Genomic DNA, 18,820 nt, shown 5'->3' with positions numbered 1-18,820 from the left:
AGCGGCGGGCGGGGGCGCCGTCGCGGAAGTCCTTCAGGAACATCGGCGATCTCGTAGCTGCGCCGGGCCGAGGTGATGTACGGCTGGATCACCAGCAGGTCGGGGGTGTCGAGGGCGTCGAGGTCGATGCGCTCCACGTGCTCGTCGTGGAGGGTGACCTCGTCGTCGGGGTCGAGGTAGCCGGCCAGGGTCGCCAGGCCCAGGGGCGGGAACAGTGACGGCCGGCCTTTTTACGCGACGGCCGGGTCGCCACGATGACCGCGGCGCTACGTCTGCGCCGCCTCCCCCAGCGCCTGCAGCACCGGGCGGATCAGTGGATGCTCCTCGGCTCCGCGCCGTACCGCCGCGAAGACCCGGCGCGTTGGCGCCACCCCGTCGACGGGTCGTACGACCACGCCGGTGAGGTCCGTGCCGCGCAGGGCCGAGCGCGGGACGAGCGCGACGCCCGCGCCCGCGGACGCCAGGGCCACGACGGCCCGGAAGTCGTCGGAGGAGTGTTCCAGGCGGGGCTGGAATCCGGCGCTCTCGCAGGCGAGGACGACCACCTCGTGGCAGGGGTTGCCGGGGTAGGGGCCGATCCACGGGTCCTTGGCGAGTTCGGCGAGGGGGACCTCGGCGGTGTCGGCGAGGCGGTGGGTGAGGGGGACGACGGCGTCGAAGGGCTCGGCGTACAGGGACACGTGCGTCAGCCGCGGGTCGTCGGCCGGCGGCGCCCCGCGGTACTCCACGGCCACCGCGACGTCGACCTGCCGGTCCAGGACCATCGGCAGGCTGGCGTCGCCCTCGGCGTCCTGGACGCGGAGGTGGATGCCGGGCGCGGAGTCGGCGAGCCGGGCCACCGCGGGGGCGACCACCTGCGCGATGCCGGTCGCGAAGGAGGCGACGGTGACGGTGCCCGCGGCGCCCGAGTCGTAGGCGGCGAGCTCCGCCTCCGCCCGCTCCAGCTGGGCGAGGACCGCGTTGGTGTGGCTGAGGAGGATCTCACCGGCCTGGGTCAGCCGCACCCCCTTGGCGCCGCGCTCCACCAGCCGGTGCCCCGTCTCCTGCTCCAGCGCCGTGAGCTGCTGGGAGACGGCGGACGGGGTGAGATACAGCGCGGCGGCAGCCGCCGTCACCGTACGGTGGCCGGCCACCGCACGGAGGATGTGCAGCCGCCGCGCTTCGATCATGGGATCGATTATCGCAAGCCGGGCGAGCAGACGAGCACCGGCTCGGCCTCCCCCGTGCGGCAGCGCCCTCCGGCTCAGCCGTGAGGCTCAGCCCTGAAGCTCCGCCCGCGCCGACACGAACGCCTCCACCGCCCGGTTCACGTCCTCCGTGGAATGAGCCGCCGACAGCTGTACGCGAATACGCGCCTGCCCCTGCGGCACCACCGGATACGAGAAGCCGATCACGTACACGCCGCGCTCCAACAGCAGCTCCGCCATGCGCCCCGCGACCGACGCGTCGCCGATCATCACCGGGGCGATGGGGTGGTCGCCGGGCAGGATCTCGAAGCCCTCCTCCTCCATGCGGCGGCGGAACAGTGCGGTGTTCTCGCGCAGCCGCACCCGGAGGTCGTCCGCCGACTCCAGCAGGTCGAGGACCTTGAGGGAGGCCGCGGCGATCACCGGGGCGAGGGTGTTGGAGAAGAGGTACGGGCGTGAGCGCTGGCGGAGCAGGGCGACGATCTCGGCGCGGGCGGCGACGTAGCCGCCGGAGGCGCCGCCGAGGGCCTTGCCGAGTGTGCCGGTGATGATGTCGACGCGGTCCATGACGCCGTGCAGCTCGGGGGTGCCGCGTCCGCCGGGGCCGACGAAGCCGACGGCGTGCGAGTCGTCGACCATGACCATGGCGTCGTAGCGGTCTGCGAGGTCGCAGATCTCGGCGAGGGGGGCGACGTAGCCGTCCATGGAGAAGACACCGTCGGTGACGACGAGGCGGCGCCGGGCGTCCGACGCGTCCTTCAACTGCTTTTCCAGGTCGGCGAGATCACGATTGGCGTAGCGGAAGCGGCGGGCCTTCGACAGGCGGATGCCGTCGATGATCGACGCGTGGTTCAGGGCGTCGGAGATCACCGCGTCCTCGGGGCCGAGGAGCGTCTCGAAGACGCCGCCGTTGGCGTCGAAGCAGGAGGAGTAGAGGATCGTGTCCTCCTGCCCGAGGAACGCGGACAGGCGCGCCTCCAGCTCCTTGTGCACCTCCTGGGTGCCGCAGATGAAGCGGACCGAGGCCATGCCGTAGCCCCAGCGGTCCAGCGCCTCGTGCGCGGCGGCGACGACCTCGGGGTGGTCGGCGAGGCCCAGGTAGTTGTTGGCGCAGAAGTTGAGGACCTCGCCGGGGCGGCCGCCCGCGGTGACGTTCACGGTCGCGGACTGCGGGGTGCCGATCACGCGCTCGGGCTTGTGCAGACCGGCGGCGCGGATCTCGTCGAGGGTGGCGCGCAGGTCGTCGCGCACGGAGTCGAACATGTCTGAAGCTCCTGAAGCTGTGAGGGAGTTACGCAGTCCAGTCGAGGATGACCTTGCCGCCGCGGCCGCTCGCCGCGTCGGCGAACGCCGCCTCGAAGTCGCCGTACCCGTAACGGCCGGTGATCACGGGCGACAGGTCGAGGCCGCCTTCCAGCAGCACCGACATCGCGTACCAGGTCTCGAACATCTCACGGCCGTAGATGCCCTTGATGGTGATCATCGAGGTGACGATGCGGGCCCAGTCGACCGGGAACTCGGCGGCGGGCAGGCCGAGCATGGCGATACGGCCGCCGTGCGTCATGTTGGCGATCATGTCGCGCATGGCCTCGGGGCGGCCGGACATCTCCAGGCCGATGTCGAAGCCCTCGCGCAGCCCCAACTCCCGCTGCCCGTCGGCGATTTCGGCCTTGGACACGTTCAGGGCGAGGCTCACGCCGATCTTGCGGGCCAGCTCCAGGCGCTCCTCGCTGACGTCGGTGACGACGACATGGCGGGCGCCCGCGTGCCGCGCCACGGCGGCGGCCATCAGGCCGATCGGCCCGGCGCCGGTGATCAGCACGTCCTCGCCGACCAGCGAGAAGGACAGCGCGGTGTGCACCGCGTTGCCGAACGGGTCGAAGATCGCGGCCACGTCGAGGTCGACGGGCACGCGGTGCACCCACACGTTGGACGCGGGCAGGGCGACGTACTCCGCGAAGGCCCCGTCGCGGCCGACGCCGAGCCCGATCGTGGAGCGGCACAAGTGGCGCCGCCCGGCGAGGCAGTTGCGGCACTTGCCGCACACGAGATGGCCCTCACCGCTGACCCGGTCGCCGACGGCGATGTCCGTGACGTCCCGGCCGGTCTCCACGACCTCGCCGACGAACTCGTGCCCGACCACCAGCGGCGTGTCGATCGTCTGCTGCGCCCAGCCGTCCCAGGCCCGGATGTGCAGGTCGGTGCCGCAGATGCCGGTGCGCAGCACCTTGATCAGTACGTCGCCGTGGCCGATCGCGGGCTCCGGAACGTCCGCGAGCCACAGCCCCGGCTCCGCCTTCTCCTTGACCAGCGCCTTCACGCTACGGCTCCTGTGCTCGAGGGGCCGGATGCGGGCATGCCGAAACAGCCCGCATCCGGGGGTGGGGGGTGGAATCACCCAGCAATCTGCCGCACCGCACCACCCCGGGTCCATCGAGGATTTCTTAAGCCGCGCCCCAGATCCGCTTCACACCTGCCCCGCTCGATGCGTCACACCTGCCGCTGCTCGACGCGTCACATCCGCCGCTGCTCGACGCGTCACACCTGCCCCCGCTCGAAGTAGGCGGCCAGGTCCGGGTCCAGCGCCGGCACCTCCTCCACGACGCCTCCCGCGCGCAGCGACGCCGTCGCCCCGTACCCGGCCGCCACCGCCATCCGTGCGGCCACCGGCGAGGTGTCGGTGCGCCCTCCCTCACGTACGAAGCGCAGGAACTCGTCGATGATCAGCGGGTCCGCGCCGCCGTGCTCGGTGTCGTCCACCGGCTCGGACACCTGGTACTCGGCGTCGGGTTCGGCCCGGTAGCCGGAGCGCCGGGCGTTCCACACCCGGACCGCTCCCCCGGGTATGTCGCCGAAGTTCTCCAGGCGGCCCGCGTCGCCGATGACGGTGTAGTTGCGCCAGTAGTCCGGGGTGAAGTGGCACTGCTGGTAGGCGGCCAACACCCCGTTGTCCAGGCGCATGTTGACCATCGACACGTCCTCGACGTCGATGACCGGATTGAGGGCGCGCTGGGTGTGCGGCGGCCAGTGGCCGTCCTCGGTGTACCAGTCGGCGGTCTTCGGCTCACCGGGCGCGCGGCGGTGCGGGTTGTCGCCGTAGACCATGAGGTCGCCGAAGGCCTGCACCTGGCGGGTGTAGCCGCCGGCCAGCCAGTGCAGTACGTCGAGGTCGTGGGCGCCCTTCTGCAGCAACAGGCCGGTGGTGTAGCGGCGTTCGGCGTGCCAGTCCTTGAAGTAGAAGTCGCCGCCGTGACCGACGAAGTGGCGCACCCAGACGGTCTTGACGGTGCCGATGTCGCCGCGGGCGACGAGTTCCCGCATCTTCCGGATCACCGGCATGTGCCGCATGTTGTGGCCGACGTAGAGGCGCGTACCGGTCTCGCGGGCGGTGCGCAGGATGCGGTCGCAGCCCTCCACGGTGATGTCGAGGGGCTTCTCCACGAACACGGCCTTGCCCGCGCGCAGGGCCGCGCAGGCGAGGTCGGCGTGGGTGTGGTCCGGGGTGAGGATCAGTACGGCGTCGACGTCCTGGTCCTCGATCACCTTGCGGTGGTCGTCGACCGTCCGCACCCCGTCGATCTGCTCGACGGCCTGTCTGCGGCACGCCGGGTCGTGGTCCGCGACGACGGTGACACGGGCTCCCTCGCCGGGCCGGTGGGCGACCCGGGCGAGGGAACTGCGCAGTCCGTAACCGAGGACACTGAGGCGCAGGTCGGTCATGGTGGACCCTTCCTTGGTTGTGCGCCCCGGGCCACTCGCCAGGACCGTGCTGGTCGGCGGGTCAGTCGAGGCGGGAGACCTGGTAGTGGCTGATCCGCCAATCGTCCCCCACCTCGGTGGCCAGCACCGAGAGCTTGACGTCCAGTGCGGGCCGGTCGGTGAACGAGAACTCGACGTCCAGGTAGCCGAGTACGAGGTTGTCGGCCGGCCGTCTGGTCTCGACGATGCGGTACGCCGCCGTCATCCCGAGGGGCTGGGAGGCGTAGTACGCGGCGACGCCCGGCCGTCCGACGCTGTAGGGATGCAGGCCCTGGAAGATGGCGTCCTCGGTGAAGACGGCGGCGGCACGCTCGGGTTGGTGCGCGTCGACCGCGGCCTTCCACCGGTCGAGAACGCCGGCCAGCACCTTCTCGTCGTCCGCTGTGGTGGTCATGTCCGCTCCTTGCTCTCCTGTTTGACGGAGTGTCAGTGACCGGCGCTCATACCGCCGTCGACGTGCAGGATCTCCCCGGTGACGAACGGCGCGGTCTCCAGGAAGAGCACCGCGTCGACGATGTCGCTCATTTCGCCCATCCGGCCGACCGGGTGCAGACCGGCGAGCGCCTGGTGGGTCTCCGCCGGGTGCATGGGCGTCTTGATGGTGCCGGGCGACACGGCGTTGACGCGGACGCCGCGGGTGGCGTACTCGATCGCGAGGGACTTGGTCGCGGACTGCAGGGCGCCCTTGGTCAGCGAGGCCAGGGCGGAGGGGACGCGTGCGTCCGCGTTGTCGACCAGACTGGTGGTGATGCTGACGACGTGCCCGCCGCCCTGGGCCAGCATGTGCCGCACGGCCTGCTGGGTGATGTGGAAGAACCCGGTGGTGTTGATACCCGTCACGGCGGCGTAGTCCTCGGCGGTGTAGTCCGTGAAGGGCTTGGCGATGAAGATGCCCGCGTTGTTGATCAGGGTGTCGATCCGCCCGAAGCGCTCGACGGCGGCCGTGATCACGCGCTCGGCGGTGGCCGGGTCGGCGATGTCGCCCCGGACGGTGAGGATGCCGGCGTCGTCGGCGGGGGCGATGGTGCGCGAGGTCGCGACGACCGCGTGGCCGAGCTTGCGGTAGCCCTCGACGAGGGCGGCGCCGATGCCCTGCGAAGCGCCGGTGACGATGGCGACCTTCTGGTTCTGCGTGCTCATGGTGACCTTCTCCGACCTAGGGACCGATCTACTAGACGACCGGTCGACTATTTGGAAGTTAGGCCAGCTGACCTGCAGCGTCAAAGGCCACAAGGGGTCTGCGCGGGACCCGTTTCCTCCCTCCTGTGAGGCTCGGACTCGCAGCGCAGATCAGCGGTGCGCGGTATCGGCATTCACCAGCTGTCGGCATTCACCAGCTGACCGACGCCGCCACCGGCCGGTGGTCACTGCCCGTGGCCGGCAGCACCCACGCACTCTCCGGTCGCACCCCCCGCACCAGGATCTGGTCGATCCGCGCCACCGGGAACGCCGCCGGCCAGCTGAAGCCGAACCCGTCACCCGCCACGTCCTGCGCCGAGCGCATCTGCGCAGTGAGGTCGGCGAAGGCGCGGTCGTCCAGGGTGCCGTTCAGGTCGCCGAGCAGCATCACCCGCTCGTTCTTCTCGGCGGCGACGGCCTCGGCGAGCGCCTGTACTCCCCTGTTCCGCTGGGCCGTCGAGAAGCCCGCCCGGGGATTGACGCGTACGGATCCCAGGTGGGCCACGTACACCGTCAGCGGGCCCTGCTGCGTGGCCACCGTGGTGCGCATGGCGCGGTCCGAGGCCAGGGTGGCGTCGGCCGGCCTGGTGGCCGCCAGCGGCCCGTAGTTCATGCCGTCGTAGACGGGCTGGGTGCCGGACAGCGGCAGCCTGCTCCACAGGCCGACCGTGCCCTGCACCGCGTGGTACGGATACGTCGTCGCCAGCGCCTTCTCGTACGTGTCCAGGGCCTGCGGGGTGATCTCCTCCAGCGCCAGCAGGTCCGCGCCGGAGGCGGCCAGGTCGCGGGCGGTGCCGGCCGGGTCGGAGTTGTCGGCGTCGACGTTCTGGCTGATCACGGTGAGGTCGCCGCCGGAGTGGGACCGGTCGCCGAGCTGCCCGCCGAACAGGTTCAGCCACACCACGACCGGCAGCAGCAGCGCGACCACCGCGGAGGCGGAGCGCCGCCACAGCGCCCCGGCCAGCAGCACCGGGACGAACGCGCCGAACCACGGCAGCACGCTCTCCACCAGGCTGCCGAGGTTCCCGATCCGGTTCGGGATCTGTGCGTGCAGCGCCATGAGCAGGCCGAGCAGCAGTGCCAGCGCCGTGAGTACCGGGCCGCGCCTCCAGGGCTCCGGCCGGAGGCCCGCGCGGACGGCCCGGCGGACGCCCGTGGGCCGGTTTCCGGCTTCCCCCGCAGGCTCGGCGGTGGGGGTGTCCGTATGAAAAGTGCTGGTCACTGCTGCATCCTCGGATCCTGGTGGGCGGGCGCACGAAGGCGTGCGGCCACGCCGTCGCGTCACCAGTCAAGCCGCAGCGATGTTGCCGGGACGTATGCGAATTTCGATACGCCGACGAAAGGTGCGGGCTCGTAGCCTGGGGAGTATGCGTGTGTTGATTGTCGAGGACGAGCCGTATCTCGCCGAAGCCGTCCGAGACGGGCTGCGTCTGGAGGCGATCGCGGCCGACATCGCGGGGGACGGCGACACCGCACTGGAGATGCTGGACGTCAACTCCTACGACATCGCCGTCCTGGACCGCGACATCCCCGGACCGTCCGGTGACGAGATCGCCAAGCGCATCGTCGCCTCCGGCAGCGGTATGCCGATCCTGATGCTCACCGCGGCCGACCGGCTCGACGACAAGGCCTCCGGGTTCGAGCTGGGGGCGGACGACTATCTCACCAAGCCCTTCGAACTCCAGGAACTCGTGCTCCGGCTCCGGGCGCTGGACCGCCGACGCGGGCACAGCAGGCCTCCGGTGCGGGAGATCGCGGGGCTGCGCCTCGACCCGTTCCGCCGCGAGGTCCACCGCGACGGCCGCTATGTCGCGCTGACCCGGAAGCAGTTCGCGGTGCTCGAGGTCCTCGTGGCCGCCGAGGGCGGCGTCGTCAGCGCCGAGGAGCTTTTGGAACGCGCGTGGGACGCGAACGCCGATCCGTTCACCAACGCCGTGCGCATCACCGTGTCGGCCCTGCGCAAGCGGCTGGGCGAGCCCTGGGTCATCGCCACCGTGCCGGGCGTCGGCTACCGCATCGACACGGCACCCGGCGGCGGGCGCGAAGGACGGGACGGTGGACAGGCAGCCCGGGCTGAAGGACGGGACGGTGGACAGGCAGCCCGGGCTGAAGGACGGGACGGTGGACAGGCAGCCCGGGCTGAAGGACGGGACGGTGGATAGGCAGCCCGGGCTGAGCGTCCGCCTCAAGCTCACCCTCAGCTACGCCGGGTTCCTCATGGTCGCGGGTGCTCTGCTGCTCGTCGCCGTGGGGGTGTTCATGCTGCGGCAGGGGTGGCTGCAGACCAATGAGTCGGGGGCGGTGAGGGTGACTCCGGGCACGATGTTCGTGCAGAGTTTCGCCCCGACGGCTGCCGCGGTCGTGGTGTTCCTGCTGGTGTTCGGCCTGCTGGGAGGATGGATCCTCGCCGGACGCATGCTCGCGCCCCTGGACCGGATCACTTACGCCACCCGCACGGCCGCGGCCGGATCGCTGTCCCACCGCATCCGTCTGCCGGGCCGCAAGGACGAGTTCCGCGAACTCGCCGACGCCTTCGACACGATGCTCGCGCAGCTCGAAGCGCACGTCGCGGAACAGCAGAGGTTCGCTGCCAACGCCTCGCACGAGCTGCGTACCCCGCTGGCGATCTCGAAGACGCTCATCGACGTCGCCCGCGCCGACCCGAACCACGACGCCGGCGAACTCGTCGAGCGGCTCCACACCGTCAACACCCGCGCCATCGACCTCACCGAGGCCCTGCTGCTGCTCAGCCGCGCCAACCGGCGGTCCTTCACCCGGGAGCCGGTGGACCTGTCCCTCGTGGCGGAGGAAGCGGCCGAGACACTCCAGCCGCTCGCGGAGAAGCACGCCGTCACGGTCGAGACCGGCGGTGACATCGCCCCGACGAGCGGCTCGCCCGCGCTCCTGCTGCAGCTCGCCACGAACCTCGTGCACAACGCGATCGTCCACAACCTTCCGGCACAGGGCACCGTCCGCATCCACACCGCCCTCCGCCCCCGGACCGTGGTCCTCACCGTCGAGAACACCGGCGAACGACTCCCCGCAGACCTGGTCGAGACCCTCACCGAACCCTTCCGCCGCGGCACCGACCGCATCCACACCGACCACGCGGGCGTCGGCCTGGGCCTGGCCATCGTCAAAACCATCACCGAGGCCCACGACGGCACCCTCTCCCTCACCCCGCGCCCGGCCGGCGGGCTGCGCATCACCGTGGAACTGCCTGCGGCGCGTCGGTGAGGCGGGGGCGCGTCCGGGGCGCGGTGCCAGGGCGCGTGGGGGTCGCCGGGCGGGGGCGTGTGCGGGTTGTCGGGCGGGGACGCGTGCGGGTCGTCGGCCGGAGCCATACATCCCCGTCGCACAGCCCGAGGTCGCCCACCGCGTCCGCCTTCTTTGGCAGTGAGCAGGGCGGCCACTTCGGCGTCGCTCGTGCGGGACCGCGGGTCGCGCGGCGAAGCCGTGGGAAGTCGACGACGAGATGCGGGCGGTGATCGAGTCGCTGCTGCCCGAGGTCGAGCGTCGGAACCGGTACCCGGGACGCAAGACCGGAGCCGTGCTCGATGCCCCGGCGGGCGATCAGCGACTTTACGAGATCTCAGACCAGGCGGCGCGGACTCCGTGGTCAGATCCCAGGTCCGTAACCGGGGTCCGGCTGCCGGCGGGGGGTCCACCACTCGGTGAGCCCCCACACCGCGAGCGCGAGCGCGGCCAGGGCCATGAGTGCCGCGGCCCAGGGGCGGTGCACCCGTCTGGTGGCCAACGCCCAGGCGAAGAGCGGAACCAATGCGCCGCCGAGCACGATGAGCGGCAGATCGATGAAGAGCACACTCAGATCGCGGGCATGGCCCTCGAATCCTCCGTCGATACTGACCGCGGCTCGCGGTGCCCAGACAAGCGGCGCGGCTGTCGCACCGAGGCCGGCGAGCAGGCATCCGGCGGCGCCCTCTGTCTTCGGGTTCATACCCGTGGCCCGCTGCGCGGTTCTCTCGCCCATGCCCGTGATGGACGCGGCGGCGTGGTGCACGGTTCCGGCAGAGCGGCCGCGTAACAGCGAACGCTTGGCCTGTGGTGATGTGACGCACCGTCCGGGTGAAGGGTTCTTGGGGATGGGCAGGGTGTCAGGTAGCCCGCTGGATCCCGGGCGTGTGCGCGTGCGGGTCGTCGGCCGGTAGCCATACGTCCCCGGCCCGCAGCCCGAGGTCGCCCACCCCGGCGCACAGGGCGTCCACGACGGCGAGGACGCCGGGGCGCTGTTCGTTCTCGCGCCAGACCAGGGACCAGGTCCAGTACACCTTCGGCGCCACGATCTCCCGGCGGACCAGGTCGGACGGGAGCGGACTGGTCTGTCCCTTGGGCGAGTTGACGACGGGGCGGGTGCAGCGGCGGACGTGGTCGAAGAAGGCGGGGCCGGTGATCGCGCCGTCGGAGATACGGACCGTACGGGCCCCGGTGGCCTGCGCCAGCTCCTCGCCGTACACGTTCCACGACGCCCACGACGTGACGTCGTCGTCGATCAGGACGTCGACGTCGCGGGCCGCCACATCCGGTACGTCGCTGCTGTCGCCGCCCCTCGCGACCGCGTACAGCCGGTCGGCGCCGATCAGCCGGGCCCGCAGCCCGAGCCGGGCGAGATCTTCGGTCCTGACCCAGCACACGGCGAGGTCCAGGCTGCCGTCGGCGACCCGGGCGGCCTGGGTGTGCGAGGGGGCGACCCAGGCGTCCACATGCACCCGGGCCACCGCGGCCGTACGCGAACTCAGGTCCGGCGGAAGCCAGTTGACGTAGCCGAGGCGGACGGACTCCGAGCCCGAGAGCCGGGCGGCCCGGCGCTTGAGGTCCTCGGCCCCCTCCAGCAGGGCGCGGGTGTGCGGGAGCAGGGCCGCGCCGGCCGGAGTGAGGGAGACCGAGCGGCGGTCCCGGTCGAACAACCGCACGCCCAGGTCCCGTTCGAGGGCCTTGATCTGCTGGGAGAGGGACGGGCCCGCGATGAGGAGCCGCTCGGCGGCCCGGCCGAAATTGAGTTCCTCGGCGACGGCGACGAAGTACCGCAGCTGACGCAGTTCCACGCCCGCCATGCTACGCGCGCTGGGAGGCTGCGCCTCTCAGCAGCGAGGCAGCCGGTCGTGGCATCGGTGCTGGTGACGGGCGCACGATGGGCTCGCGATGGGCCCATGAAGGGCTCGCGACAGCGCGTGATGGGCTCACGCGCAGCGAAGGAGCATGTCATGCGGGAGTTCGTCATTCGGGAGTTCCTGGTGGAGATCACGACCACCGTTCCCGAGGGCACCGGGCAGGACGAGGTCGACCGGCGCCGGGCCGCCGAGGCCGTACGGGCGAAGGAGCTGGCGGCGACGGGGCATCTGGTCCGGCTGTGGCGCCCCGTGGGCGAGTTGCGCAGTATCGGTGTGTGGCGGGCCGCCGACGAGGCGGAGCTGCACGACAAGGTGCTCGGCACGCTGCCGCTGCGCCCGTGGATGAACCTCACCGTCACCCCGCTCGAGTCCCACCCGAACGACCCGGGCAGGGGCGACGCCACCCGATGAGCACCGCCTCCCGGAGTCACTCCTCCGGTCCCTGGACCCATGTCGCCCGGGCCGCTGCGGCACTCGCGGCGGGCATGGGCGTCGGCCGCTTCGTCTACACGCCGATCCTCCCGCTGATGCACGACGGGGCGGGCCTGTCCGCGAGCGCGGGCGCGAACCTGGCCACGGCCAACTACATCGGCTACCTCATCGGCGCCCTGGCCGGCATCCTGTCTCCCGCCCTGATCAGATCCCGGACCGTCCTCCGCGCCTCCCTGCTCCTGCTGACGGCCACGCTCGCCGCGATGCCGCTGACCCACAGCACCCTGGTGTGGGAGGGGCTGCGGCTGCTGGCCGGGGTGACGAGTGCGCTCGTCTTCGTCGTCGCGGCAGGGTCGCTCCTGCACCATCTGCGGGAGCATCCGCCGCATCTGTCCGGGTGGGCGTTCGGCGGGGTCGGCGGCGGGATCGCACTGTCCGGGCTGCTGGTCCTGGCCCTGCGACCCCTCGCGGACTGGCGGGCCGCCTGGTGGGCGGCGGCCGCGCTTACGGCACTGCTGGCCTGGGGCGCGTGGAATCTACGTCCGGAGGGGGCGCCCGCAGCCCCGGCGCGCGACGCCGGCCCCGGCATCCGTACCCACCGCTGGTTCGGCGCGCTCTTCGTCAGCTACACCCTGGAGGGCGTCGGCTACATCATCGCCGGGACCTTCCTGGTCGCAGCCGTCGGACAGGGCTCCCCCGGCTGGGTCGGCAGCGGCGCCTGGGTGCTCGTAGGGCTGGCCGCCGTACCCTCCTCGGCCCTGTGGGCCCGGCTCGGGCACCGCTTCTCCCGGCCCGGCCTGCTGCTGAGCGCACTGACGATCCAGGCGGCCGGCATCGCCCTGCCCGCCCTGACCGACGCCACGACAGCCGCCCTCACCTCGGCGATCCTGTTCGGCGCCACCTTCCTGGGGGTCAGCACCCTCGCCCTGGCCGCCGGCGCCCACCTGCGCTTCCCTCGCTCGGTCGCGCTGCTGACCGCCGGCTACTCCGTCGGCCAGATCCTCGGCCCCCTACTGGTCGCCCCACTCCTGCACCACGGCTACCACCAGGCCCTGCTCCTGGCCGCCCTCACGGTCCTCACCGCCGCCGCGGCTGCCGCCGTCCTGCGCATCGGATTCCCGCACCACATGGCCGTAGTAAGACCCACGAACCCACTGCACCAGCGAGAATCGACCGAGGACGCCCGGCCCACCTAGGACCTGGCTCCAACGCTCGCCCCGCACCCGGCCAACTGACGTGGAGCCGCACATGAACACCGCACGGGACCTCGCGATCGTCGCCCTGGACGCGGCACCCGACCGCCCGGTGGAACAGGGCGACCTCTCGCTCACGCTCGCCGCGGCCGAGATCTTCGACCTCATCGAGGCCAAGGCGCTCGTCCTGGACGGCGACCGCATCCTGCCCAACGCCCAGCCCCCCACCGGCGACCGCCTCCTCGACGAGGCCGCCGCGGCACTTCTACGACAGCAGCCGTACGAGTCGGTCGAGGACTGGCTGTGGCGCCGGGGCCGCGGGCTGGCCTCGGCCTACGTGGACGACCTGGAGCGCGTGGGCCTGACCACCCGGCCGCGGGGCCGCCGACTCCCGCTGAAGACCTGGCGCACCGAGCCGGTCGACTCGGCGCCCCGGCGCCGCGCCCAGGAACGCTGGACGGAGAACGAACCCGTCCTCGCCGCCCTCGCCACCACCGCCGGCCTCCGCGACGCCCCCACCGAACAGGACTTCGACGACGACACCATCACGACCGTACTGGCCGCCGCGGGCGACGCGGTGATGGAACTGGAGGCGGTCCGGCAACGCAAACAGATCGAGGACGCGGCGTTCGACAATGTGTGGCGGGGCTACTGATGTCTGATCCAGGGGATCAGCGGGTCGACATGCGATCCGCGAAGCAGCTGTTGGCCCTCCCGCCCATCGTCGTGATCTGCGGCTCCACCCGCTTCATGACCGAGATGAACGAGGCCGATCTGCGGGAGACCGAAGCGGGCAGGATCGTCGTCAAACCGGCGTGTGACATGAAGTCGCCGCACGAACTCTGGTCCGATCCTGTCGAGGCAGAGGCGCTGAAGGTCCGGCTCGACGATCTGCACCGGGCGAAGATCCGGCTCGCTGATGAGGTGCTCGTGGTCGGCGGCTACATCGGGGACAGCACCCGAGCCGAAATCACCTACGCGCGGTCGCTGGGCAAGCCCGTGCGGTTCACGCACCCCGAAGTCGACCCGGACGTCGACTAGTTGGTTCCGGCGGTCAGTTCCGCGAAGAGCCTGCTCGCTGTGTCCGAGGTGAACTGGCGCTGTAGTTCTGCTCGGGCGGTCTGCTTGCGGAACTCTCCTTCGTAGGAGGTGTCACCGGCGTTGTGCATGAGGTCGGTGATCCATGAGGCGAAGGCCTGGTAGTTCCAGATGTGCGGCAGGCAGGTCTCCGAGTAGGTGGCGAGCAGGGTCGGATCGCCCTTCTTGATCCGGGCGATGACGGCGCGGGCGAACACCTCGGTGTCGTGCAGGGCGAGATGGATTCCCTTCGCGCTCATCGGCGGAACGATGTGCGCCGCGTCCCCGAGGAGATACAGCCGCCCGTGGCTCATCGGGTCGAACACCACGCTGCGCAACGGCACGATCCGCTTGTCGACGATCTCGCCGGTGGACACGGACGTGCCGAAGCGCGCTTCCAACTCGCTCCACACACGTTCCTGCGGCCACTGCTCGGGGGTGTCGTCGACCGGGCACTGGAGGTAGATGCGGGTGGCCTGCGGGCCTCGGGGGATCATGCCGGCGAGACCGCGCGCATGGATCGCCATGCCGGAGGGGCTGGTCGGCACCGCCGCGAGAATGCTGAGCCAGGAGTAGCCGTACTCGTGGGAGTACTCGGTCAGGACACCGGCCGGGATGCTGCGTCGGCTGACTCCGTGGAAGCCGTCGCACCCGGCGATGTAGTCGCAGGACACGGTCTTCGTCGTGCCGGCGACGTCCCGGTAGCGCACGAGGGGGCGCTCGCCGTCGATGTCGTGCAGGGACACGTCGGCGGCCTCGTAGCGCAGGTCTCCCCCGTCGCGCAGGAACACGTCGGTGAGATTGCGGACCAGGACCTGCTGCGGGCAGAACAGGCTCTCGTTGTCGTCGCCCACGTCGATCGGCATCTCCTCGCCGTCGATGAAGAAGCCGCCCTCGCTGTCCGGGATGCGGTCGCCTTCAAGCACCTCTTCGAGGCCCCAGTCGCGGAACAGACGCACCCCGAAGGTGTCGATGGTCCCGGCCCGCTGGCGCTGTTCGACGTATGCACGGCTGTGCTTCTCCAGTACGACGCAGTCGACACCGTTGCGCAGCAACAGGTTGCCGAGGGTCATACCGGCGACGCCGGCCCCGACGATGACGACGGTTGTGGGTTCGCGGGTCTCGCTCATGTGTGGGTCTCCGTGCAGATGGTGGTGGGTGCACCGGCGACGTGAACGAAGCCGCCCGGTGCCGGTACTGCCGTACTGGCACCACTGTGGGACCCGCCCAGGGGTGCAGACCACCGGCAAATGGACAGCGGATACCGGAAACCCGCCAACCCCAACCCTGCCAACCCGCCAACCCGCGGAGCGACTACCTAGCGCCGCCCCGCAGCTCCCCCTGATAGCGCCCCGGAGTCTGCCCCACGACCTCCGTGAACGCGTCGATGAAGCTGGACGGGTTGGACCACCCGCACTCCACCGCGGTGTCCGTGACCGACAGGCCGTTGGTGAGGTGGGCCAGGGCGTGGTGGATGCGCAGGATGGTGCGCCAGCGGTGGAAACTCATGCCCAGTTCGCTGTGGAAGAGGCGGCTCAGGGTGCGCTCGCTCGCCCCCGCCGCACGGCCCAGTTCCGCGAGGGTGGCGGGCCGGGCGGGGTCGGCGTGCAGTAGATCGGTGACCGCGCGCAGCCGGTCGTCGTCGGGTTCGGGCAGGTGCAGGGACTGCTCGGGACCGTCGGACAGCTCGTCGACGGCCACCGCGAGGAGCCGTTCGCGGGCGCCGGGGCGGGCCGAAGGCCGGTCGTCGGTCAGCGCGAGGATCGCCTCGCGCAGCAGCGGGCTCACCGCGAACACGCTGGGATGCGGGGCGAGTTCACCGCACAGCCCGACCGGGACCGTGAGCAGCCGGACGTCGGTGCGGCCGTAGAAGCGGTGGGAGTGGGTGAACCCCGGTGGCGTCCATGTCACGCGGTTGGCCGGGGCGACCCAGGTGCCGCGCTCGGTCGTGGTGGCCAGGGCGCCGACGGCGGCGTAGACCAATTGACCCTGGACGTGCGAGTGCGGGTCGAGGCGGAAGCCGTGCGGCAGCCAACCGGCCCCCTGGGGCATCCCGCCCGACGGGTCCGAAGACGGATCCGATGGCGGGTCCGAAGACGGGAACGATGACGGGTCCGAAGACGGGTCCAGCGACAGGTGGCGGCCTTTCGACATGAGGCGGCGGACCTCAGGCGGCCGTCGCGCCCAGCAGGGCCCGGCAGTTCTGCCACAGCGGGCTGAGGCGGCCGGTGTTGTTGTACAGCTTGGCGAAGAGGACCTGCCCCTCCAGCTGGGCCACCACGGCGCGTGCCGCCTCGCGGGTGTCGGTGACGGTGGCGTCTCCGCGCTCGCGGGCCTCGGCGACGACCGACTCGACCATGTCGATCTGGGCCTCGAAGATCTCCTGGAGGCGGGCGCGTACGGCCTCGGTCTGGTTGCTGAGCTCCAGGGTGAGGTTGCCGAACAGACAGCCGGAGACGGTGCCGCAGCCCTGCTGCGCGGTGTGCTGTGCGGCCTCGGTCTGCTCGAACAGCTGCCGCAGCCGGTCCAGGGGAGCCGCGTCCCCCTCCAGCACGCGGGTCCAGTCGCGCTTCTGGGCCGCCCAGTGCTCGTCCACCACTGCGAGCGCGAGGGACTCCTTGGAGTCGAAGAAGTGGTAGAAGCTGCCCTTGGGCACACCGGCCGCCGTACAGATCTCGGCCACGCCCAGCGCGGAGTAGCCACGCGCCTCGATCAGCGAGCGGGCGGCGGCGAGGATCTTCTCCTTGGCGTCACTGGTACGTCCCACGCCACCAGTCTACGGAGGTAATAGACCGGTCGGCTAGCGGCTGCGGCAGGGCGGCAGCCTCACAGCAGCGGAAGCCCGTCCGCCTCGCGGCGCTCCAGTCGGGCCACCAGTTCCGCCGCCGACGCCTTGATGGTCTCCAGACCGGGCCTGCCCCAGGGCCGCGGCTCCACGTCGACGGCGCACACGGTGCCGAGCACCATGCCCGTGCTGTCGATCAGCGGCGCGCCCAGATAGGAGCGGATGCCGAACTCGTCGACGACCGGATTGCCCGCGAACCGCGGATAGTCGCACACGTCCTCCAGGACCAGGGCCTTGCGCCGGACCACCACGTGCGGACAGAAGCCGTGGTCGCGGGCGAGTTCGCGGCCGAGCACGGGCGTGGTCCCGTCCGGCTTCACGACCGGGGGCCGTACGTCCGACAGGTGCAGGCCCGCGAAGAACTGGCGGTGCTCGTCGATGAAGTTGACCATGGCGTAGGGCGCGCGGGTGAGCTCGGCGAGGTGGTCCGCGTACGCGTCCAGGGCCGGGTCGGCGTGTTCGCCCAGGCCCAGTCTGCTCAGCCGCCGGGCGCGGGCGGGGGCCTCCTTGTCCTCGGGGGTGAGCAGCAGCCGACCGGCCGGACGCGACGGGTCGTACCTCATGGGCGGGCTCCGTCACTGTGGACGCAAGGCATATACGGGCTCCGTGGCGGTGTGCGGGGATCACATGTGGGCGCCGTGGCTCGGCGCATGCGCTGGGGCGTACTCGATGAGGTGCCGGACGAGGGTGAGCAGGGTCTGGACGCCGGAGCTGGAGATCCGGGCGTCGCAGCGCACCACCGGGATCTCCGGCGGCAGGTCTATGGCGGCCCGGACCTCCTCGGGGTCGTAGCGGTACGAGCCGTCGAACTCGTTGATCGCGACGATGAAGCCGAGGCCGCGCTGTTCGAAGAAGTCGACGGCCGCGAAGCACTCCTCCAGGCGGCGCGTGTCGGCGAGGATGACCGCGCCGAGGGCACCCTCCGAGAGCTCGTCCCACATGAACCAGAACCGCTCCTGCCCGGGCGTGCCGAACAGATACAGCACATGTTCCGCATCGAGGGTGATCCGGCCGAAGTCCATGGCGACCGTCGTCTCGACCTTGTTCTCGATCCCGTCGAGACTGTCGGTCGCGGCGCTGACCGTGGTGAGCAACTCCTCCGTACTGAGCGGCGCGATCTCGCTGACCGCACCCACGAAGGTCGTCTTGCCTACTCCGAACCCTCCCGCGACCAGGATCTTCAGTGCGGTGGGGAAGGGGTCAGAGCTGTCGTCGTAGTCCATCGAGCACTGCCTCCAGAAGGGCCCGGTCAGTCGGGTTGTGGTGGAACTCGGGGGGTTTGGTGGTGAGCGCCCCGCAGTCGACGAGGTCCGACAGCAGCACCTTGGTGACCACCGCCGGCAGCTTCAGATGGGCGGCTACCTCGGCGATCGAGACGGGCGCGCGGCACAGGTCGAGCGCCTGTGCGTGCTCCGGGCCGAGATAGCCGAGGGGGGTGGCCCCGGTGGCCATCACATGCGACAGGAGGTCGAGGGCGATGGTGGGCCTGGTGCGGCCGTTGCTGACCGTGAAGGGGCGCACCAGCCGACCGGCCGCGTCGTCGAGCCAGGGCCCGTCGCCGACCGTCGCCACGCTCAAGGCCTCATCGCCGGGGGTTCGACGGCGTGCTGCCGGGGCGCGGTGACCAGATAGGGGCGGACGCTCTTGACGAGCATCGCCATCTCGTAGCCGAGCACGGCCGCGTCGGCCTCGCGGCCCGCGAGCACCGCGAGACAGGTGCCGGAACCCGCGGTGGTCACGAACAGCAGGGTCGAGTCGAGTTCGACGACGACCTGGCGGACGTCGCCGCCGTCGCCGAACCGGACCCCGGCGCTGCGGCCGAGGGAGTACAGGCCGGAGGCCAGCGCGGCCATGTGGTCGGCGCTGTCGGCATCGAGGCCGTGGACCGACTTCACGAGCCCGTCGCAGGAGAGGAGGACCGCACTGGTGGTGTGCGGTACGCGCTGGACGAGGCCGCTCATCAGCCAGTCGAGATCGGATACATGGCCGGTCGGCGCTTCGCTCGCCATGGTGGATCGA

General features: G+C 71.1%; 21 protein-coding genes and 1 pseudogene. 6 read left to right on the top strand and 16 right to left on the bottom strand.

All coding sequences use genetic code 11. The features are described from left to right. Window positions 1-266 precede the first annotated feature (266 nt). The 7 genes from MQN93_RS04945 to MQN93_RS04915 form a co-directional block, all read right to left on the bottom strand. Window positions 267-1,169: a LysR family transcriptional regulator gene (locus tag MQN93_RS04945; RefSeq protein WP_242708447.1), complete on the bottom strand. Its 903-nt coding sequence runs from the start codon at window positions 1,167-1,169 to the stop codon at window positions 267-269. 87 nt (window positions 1,170-1,256) lie between these two features. Beyond that, on the bottom strand, window positions 1,257-2,450 hold the full coding sequence (locus MQN93_RS04940; protein ID WP_242708446.1) for a glycine C-acetyltransferase: 1,194 nt from the start codon (window positions 2,448-2,450) through the stop codon (window positions 1,257-1,259). Window positions 2,451-2,478: 28 nt separating this feature from the next. Continuing rightward, window positions 2,479-3,507: an L-threonine 3-dehydrogenase gene (gene tdh, locus MQN93_RS04935; RefSeq protein WP_242708445.1), complete on the bottom strand. Its 1,029-nt coding sequence runs from the start codon at window positions 3,505-3,507 to the stop codon at window positions 2,479-2,481. A gap of 218 nt (window positions 3,508-3,725) precedes the next feature. Then, entirely contained in the window at window positions 3,726-4,907 is a 1,182-nt protein-coding gene (locus MQN93_RS04930; protein WP_242708444.1) for a Gfo/Idh/MocA family protein, read from the bottom strand. A gap of 61 nt (window positions 4,908-4,968) precedes the next feature. Further along, complete coding sequence (locus MQN93_RS04925; RefSeq protein ID WP_016431314.1) at window positions 4,969-5,340, bottom strand: YybH family protein; 372 nt, start codon at window positions 5,338-5,340, stop codon at window positions 4,969-4,971. Window positions 5,341-5,372: 32 nt separating this feature from the next. Then, a complete protein-coding gene (locus tag MQN93_RS04920; protein ID WP_016431315.1) occupies window positions 5,373-6,086 on the bottom strand; it encodes an SDR family NAD(P)-dependent oxidoreductase in 714 nt (237 codons plus the stop codon). Between the two features lie 190 nt (window positions 6,087-6,276). Beyond that, window positions 6,277-7,209, bottom strand: a complete 933-nt coding sequence (locus MQN93_RS04915) for an endonuclease/exonuclease/phosphatase family protein (protein ID WP_242708526.1) — start codon at window positions 7,207-7,209, stop codon at window positions 6,277-6,279. A gap of 283 nt (window positions 7,210-7,492) precedes the next feature. Here MQN93_RS04915 and MQN93_RS04910 point away from each other — a divergent pair. Next, window positions 7,493-8,185: pseudogene (locus MQN93_RS04910) on the top strand (response regulator transcription factor); the annotation flags it as partial. Between the two features lie 94 nt (window positions 8,186-8,279). Then, window positions 8,280-9,362: a sensor histidine kinase gene (locus MQN93_RS04905; protein ID WP_242708443.1), complete on the top strand. Its 1,083-nt coding sequence runs from the start codon at window positions 8,280-8,282 to the stop codon at window positions 9,360-9,362. Between the two features lie 382 nt (window positions 9,363-9,744). Here the strand turns inward: MQN93_RS04905 and MQN93_RS04900 are convergent, their stop codons facing one another. Beyond that, on the bottom strand, window positions 9,745-10,116 hold the full coding sequence (locus MQN93_RS04900; RefSeq protein WP_242708442.1) for a hypothetical protein: 372 nt from the start codon (window positions 10,114-10,116) through the stop codon (window positions 9,745-9,747). A 124-nt stretch (window positions 10,117-10,240) separates the two neighbouring features. Beyond that, window positions 10,241-11,197, bottom strand: a complete 957-nt coding sequence (locus tag MQN93_RS04895; protein WP_016431320.1) for a LysR family transcriptional regulator — start codon at window positions 11,195-11,197, stop codon at window positions 10,241-10,243. 165 nt (window positions 11,198-11,362) lie between these two features. On the opposite strand from MQN93_RS04895, the gene MQN93_RS04890 reads away from it, so the two are divergent. From MQN93_RS04890 to MQN93_RS04875, 4 genes are read left to right on the top strand one after another with little or no spacing between them, the layout of a single operon-like run. Beyond that, window positions 11,363-11,665 (top strand): muconolactone Delta-isomerase family protein, encoded by a 303-nt coding sequence (locus tag MQN93_RS04890; protein WP_242708525.1) that lies wholly within the window; start codon window positions 11,363-11,365, stop codon window positions 11,663-11,665. Further along, window positions 11,662-12,882: a YbfB/YjiJ family MFS transporter gene (locus tag MQN93_RS04885; RefSeq protein WP_242708441.1), complete on the top strand. Its 1,221-nt coding sequence runs from the start codon at window positions 11,662-11,664 to the stop codon at window positions 12,880-12,882. Before MQN93_RS04890 ends, MQN93_RS04885 begins: the two co-directional genes overlap by 4 nt. Window positions 12,883-12,934: 52 nt before the next feature. Further along, window positions 12,935-13,534, top strand: coding sequence for a GPP34 family phosphoprotein (locus MQN93_RS04880; RefSeq protein WP_242708440.1), 600 nt, complete (start codon window positions 12,935-12,937; stop codon window positions 13,532-13,534). A 29-nt stretch (window positions 13,535-13,563) separates the two neighbouring features. Then, entirely contained in the window at window positions 13,564-13,920 is a 357-nt protein-coding gene (locus MQN93_RS04875) for a hypothetical protein (RefSeq protein WP_372504267.1), read from the top strand. Here the strand turns inward: MQN93_RS04875 and MQN93_RS04870 are convergent. From MQN93_RS04870 to MQN93_RS04840, 7 genes are all read right to left on the bottom strand, one after another. Continuing rightward, window positions 13,917-15,086, bottom strand: a complete 1,170-nt coding sequence (locus MQN93_RS04870; RefSeq protein ID WP_242708438.1) for a 4-hydroxybenzoate 3-monooxygenase — start codon at window positions 15,084-15,086, stop codon at window positions 13,917-13,919. The genes MQN93_RS04875 and MQN93_RS04870 overlap by 4 nt on opposite strands. Window positions 15,087-15,270: 184 nt before the next feature. Further along, the gene (locus tag MQN93_RS04865) at window positions 15,271-16,008 is read right to left on the bottom strand and encodes a helix-turn-helix domain-containing protein (protein WP_242708437.1); all 738 of its coding nucleotides are present in this window, start codon (window positions 16,006-16,008) and stop codon (window positions 15,271-15,273) included. 115 nt (window positions 16,009-16,123) lie between these two features. Then, a complete protein-coding gene (locus MQN93_RS04860) occupies window positions 16,124-16,723 on the bottom strand; it encodes a TetR/AcrR family transcriptional regulator (protein ID WP_242708436.1) in 600 nt (199 codons plus the stop codon). 59 nt (window positions 16,724-16,782) lie between these two features. Beyond that, window positions 16,783-17,364, bottom strand: coding sequence for a GAF domain-containing protein (locus tag MQN93_RS04855; RefSeq protein WP_016431327.1), 582 nt, complete (start codon window positions 17,362-17,364; stop codon window positions 16,783-16,785). 60 nt (window positions 17,365-17,424) lie between these two features. Beyond that, window positions 17,425-18,024 (bottom strand): GTP-binding protein, encoded by a 600-nt coding sequence (locus MQN93_RS04850; RefSeq protein WP_016431328.1) that lies wholly within the window; start codon window positions 18,022-18,024, stop codon window positions 17,425-17,427. Next, on the bottom strand, window positions 18,002-18,373 hold the full coding sequence (locus tag MQN93_RS04845) for a DUF742 domain-containing protein (RefSeq protein WP_016431329.1): 372 nt from the start codon (window positions 18,371-18,373) through the stop codon (window positions 18,002-18,004). Before MQN93_RS04845 ends, MQN93_RS04850 begins: the two co-directional genes overlap by 23 nt. Before the next feature lie 2 nt (window positions 18,374-18,375). Next, on the bottom strand, window positions 18,376-18,810 hold the full coding sequence (locus MQN93_RS04840) for a roadblock/LC7 domain-containing protein (protein ID WP_016431330.1): 435 nt from the start codon (window positions 18,808-18,810) through the stop codon (window positions 18,376-18,378). Between the last annotated feature and the right edge of the window lie 10 nt (window positions 18,811-18,820).

The sequence above is a fragment of the Streptomyces spinosisporus genome (assembly GCF_022698145.1).
GTDB classification, from domain to species: domain Bacteria; phylum Actinomycetota; class Actinomycetes; order Streptomycetales; family Streptomycetaceae; genus Streptomyces; species Streptomyces spinosisporus.
This window is presented reverse-complemented; position numbering and strand designations above follow the sequence as displayed.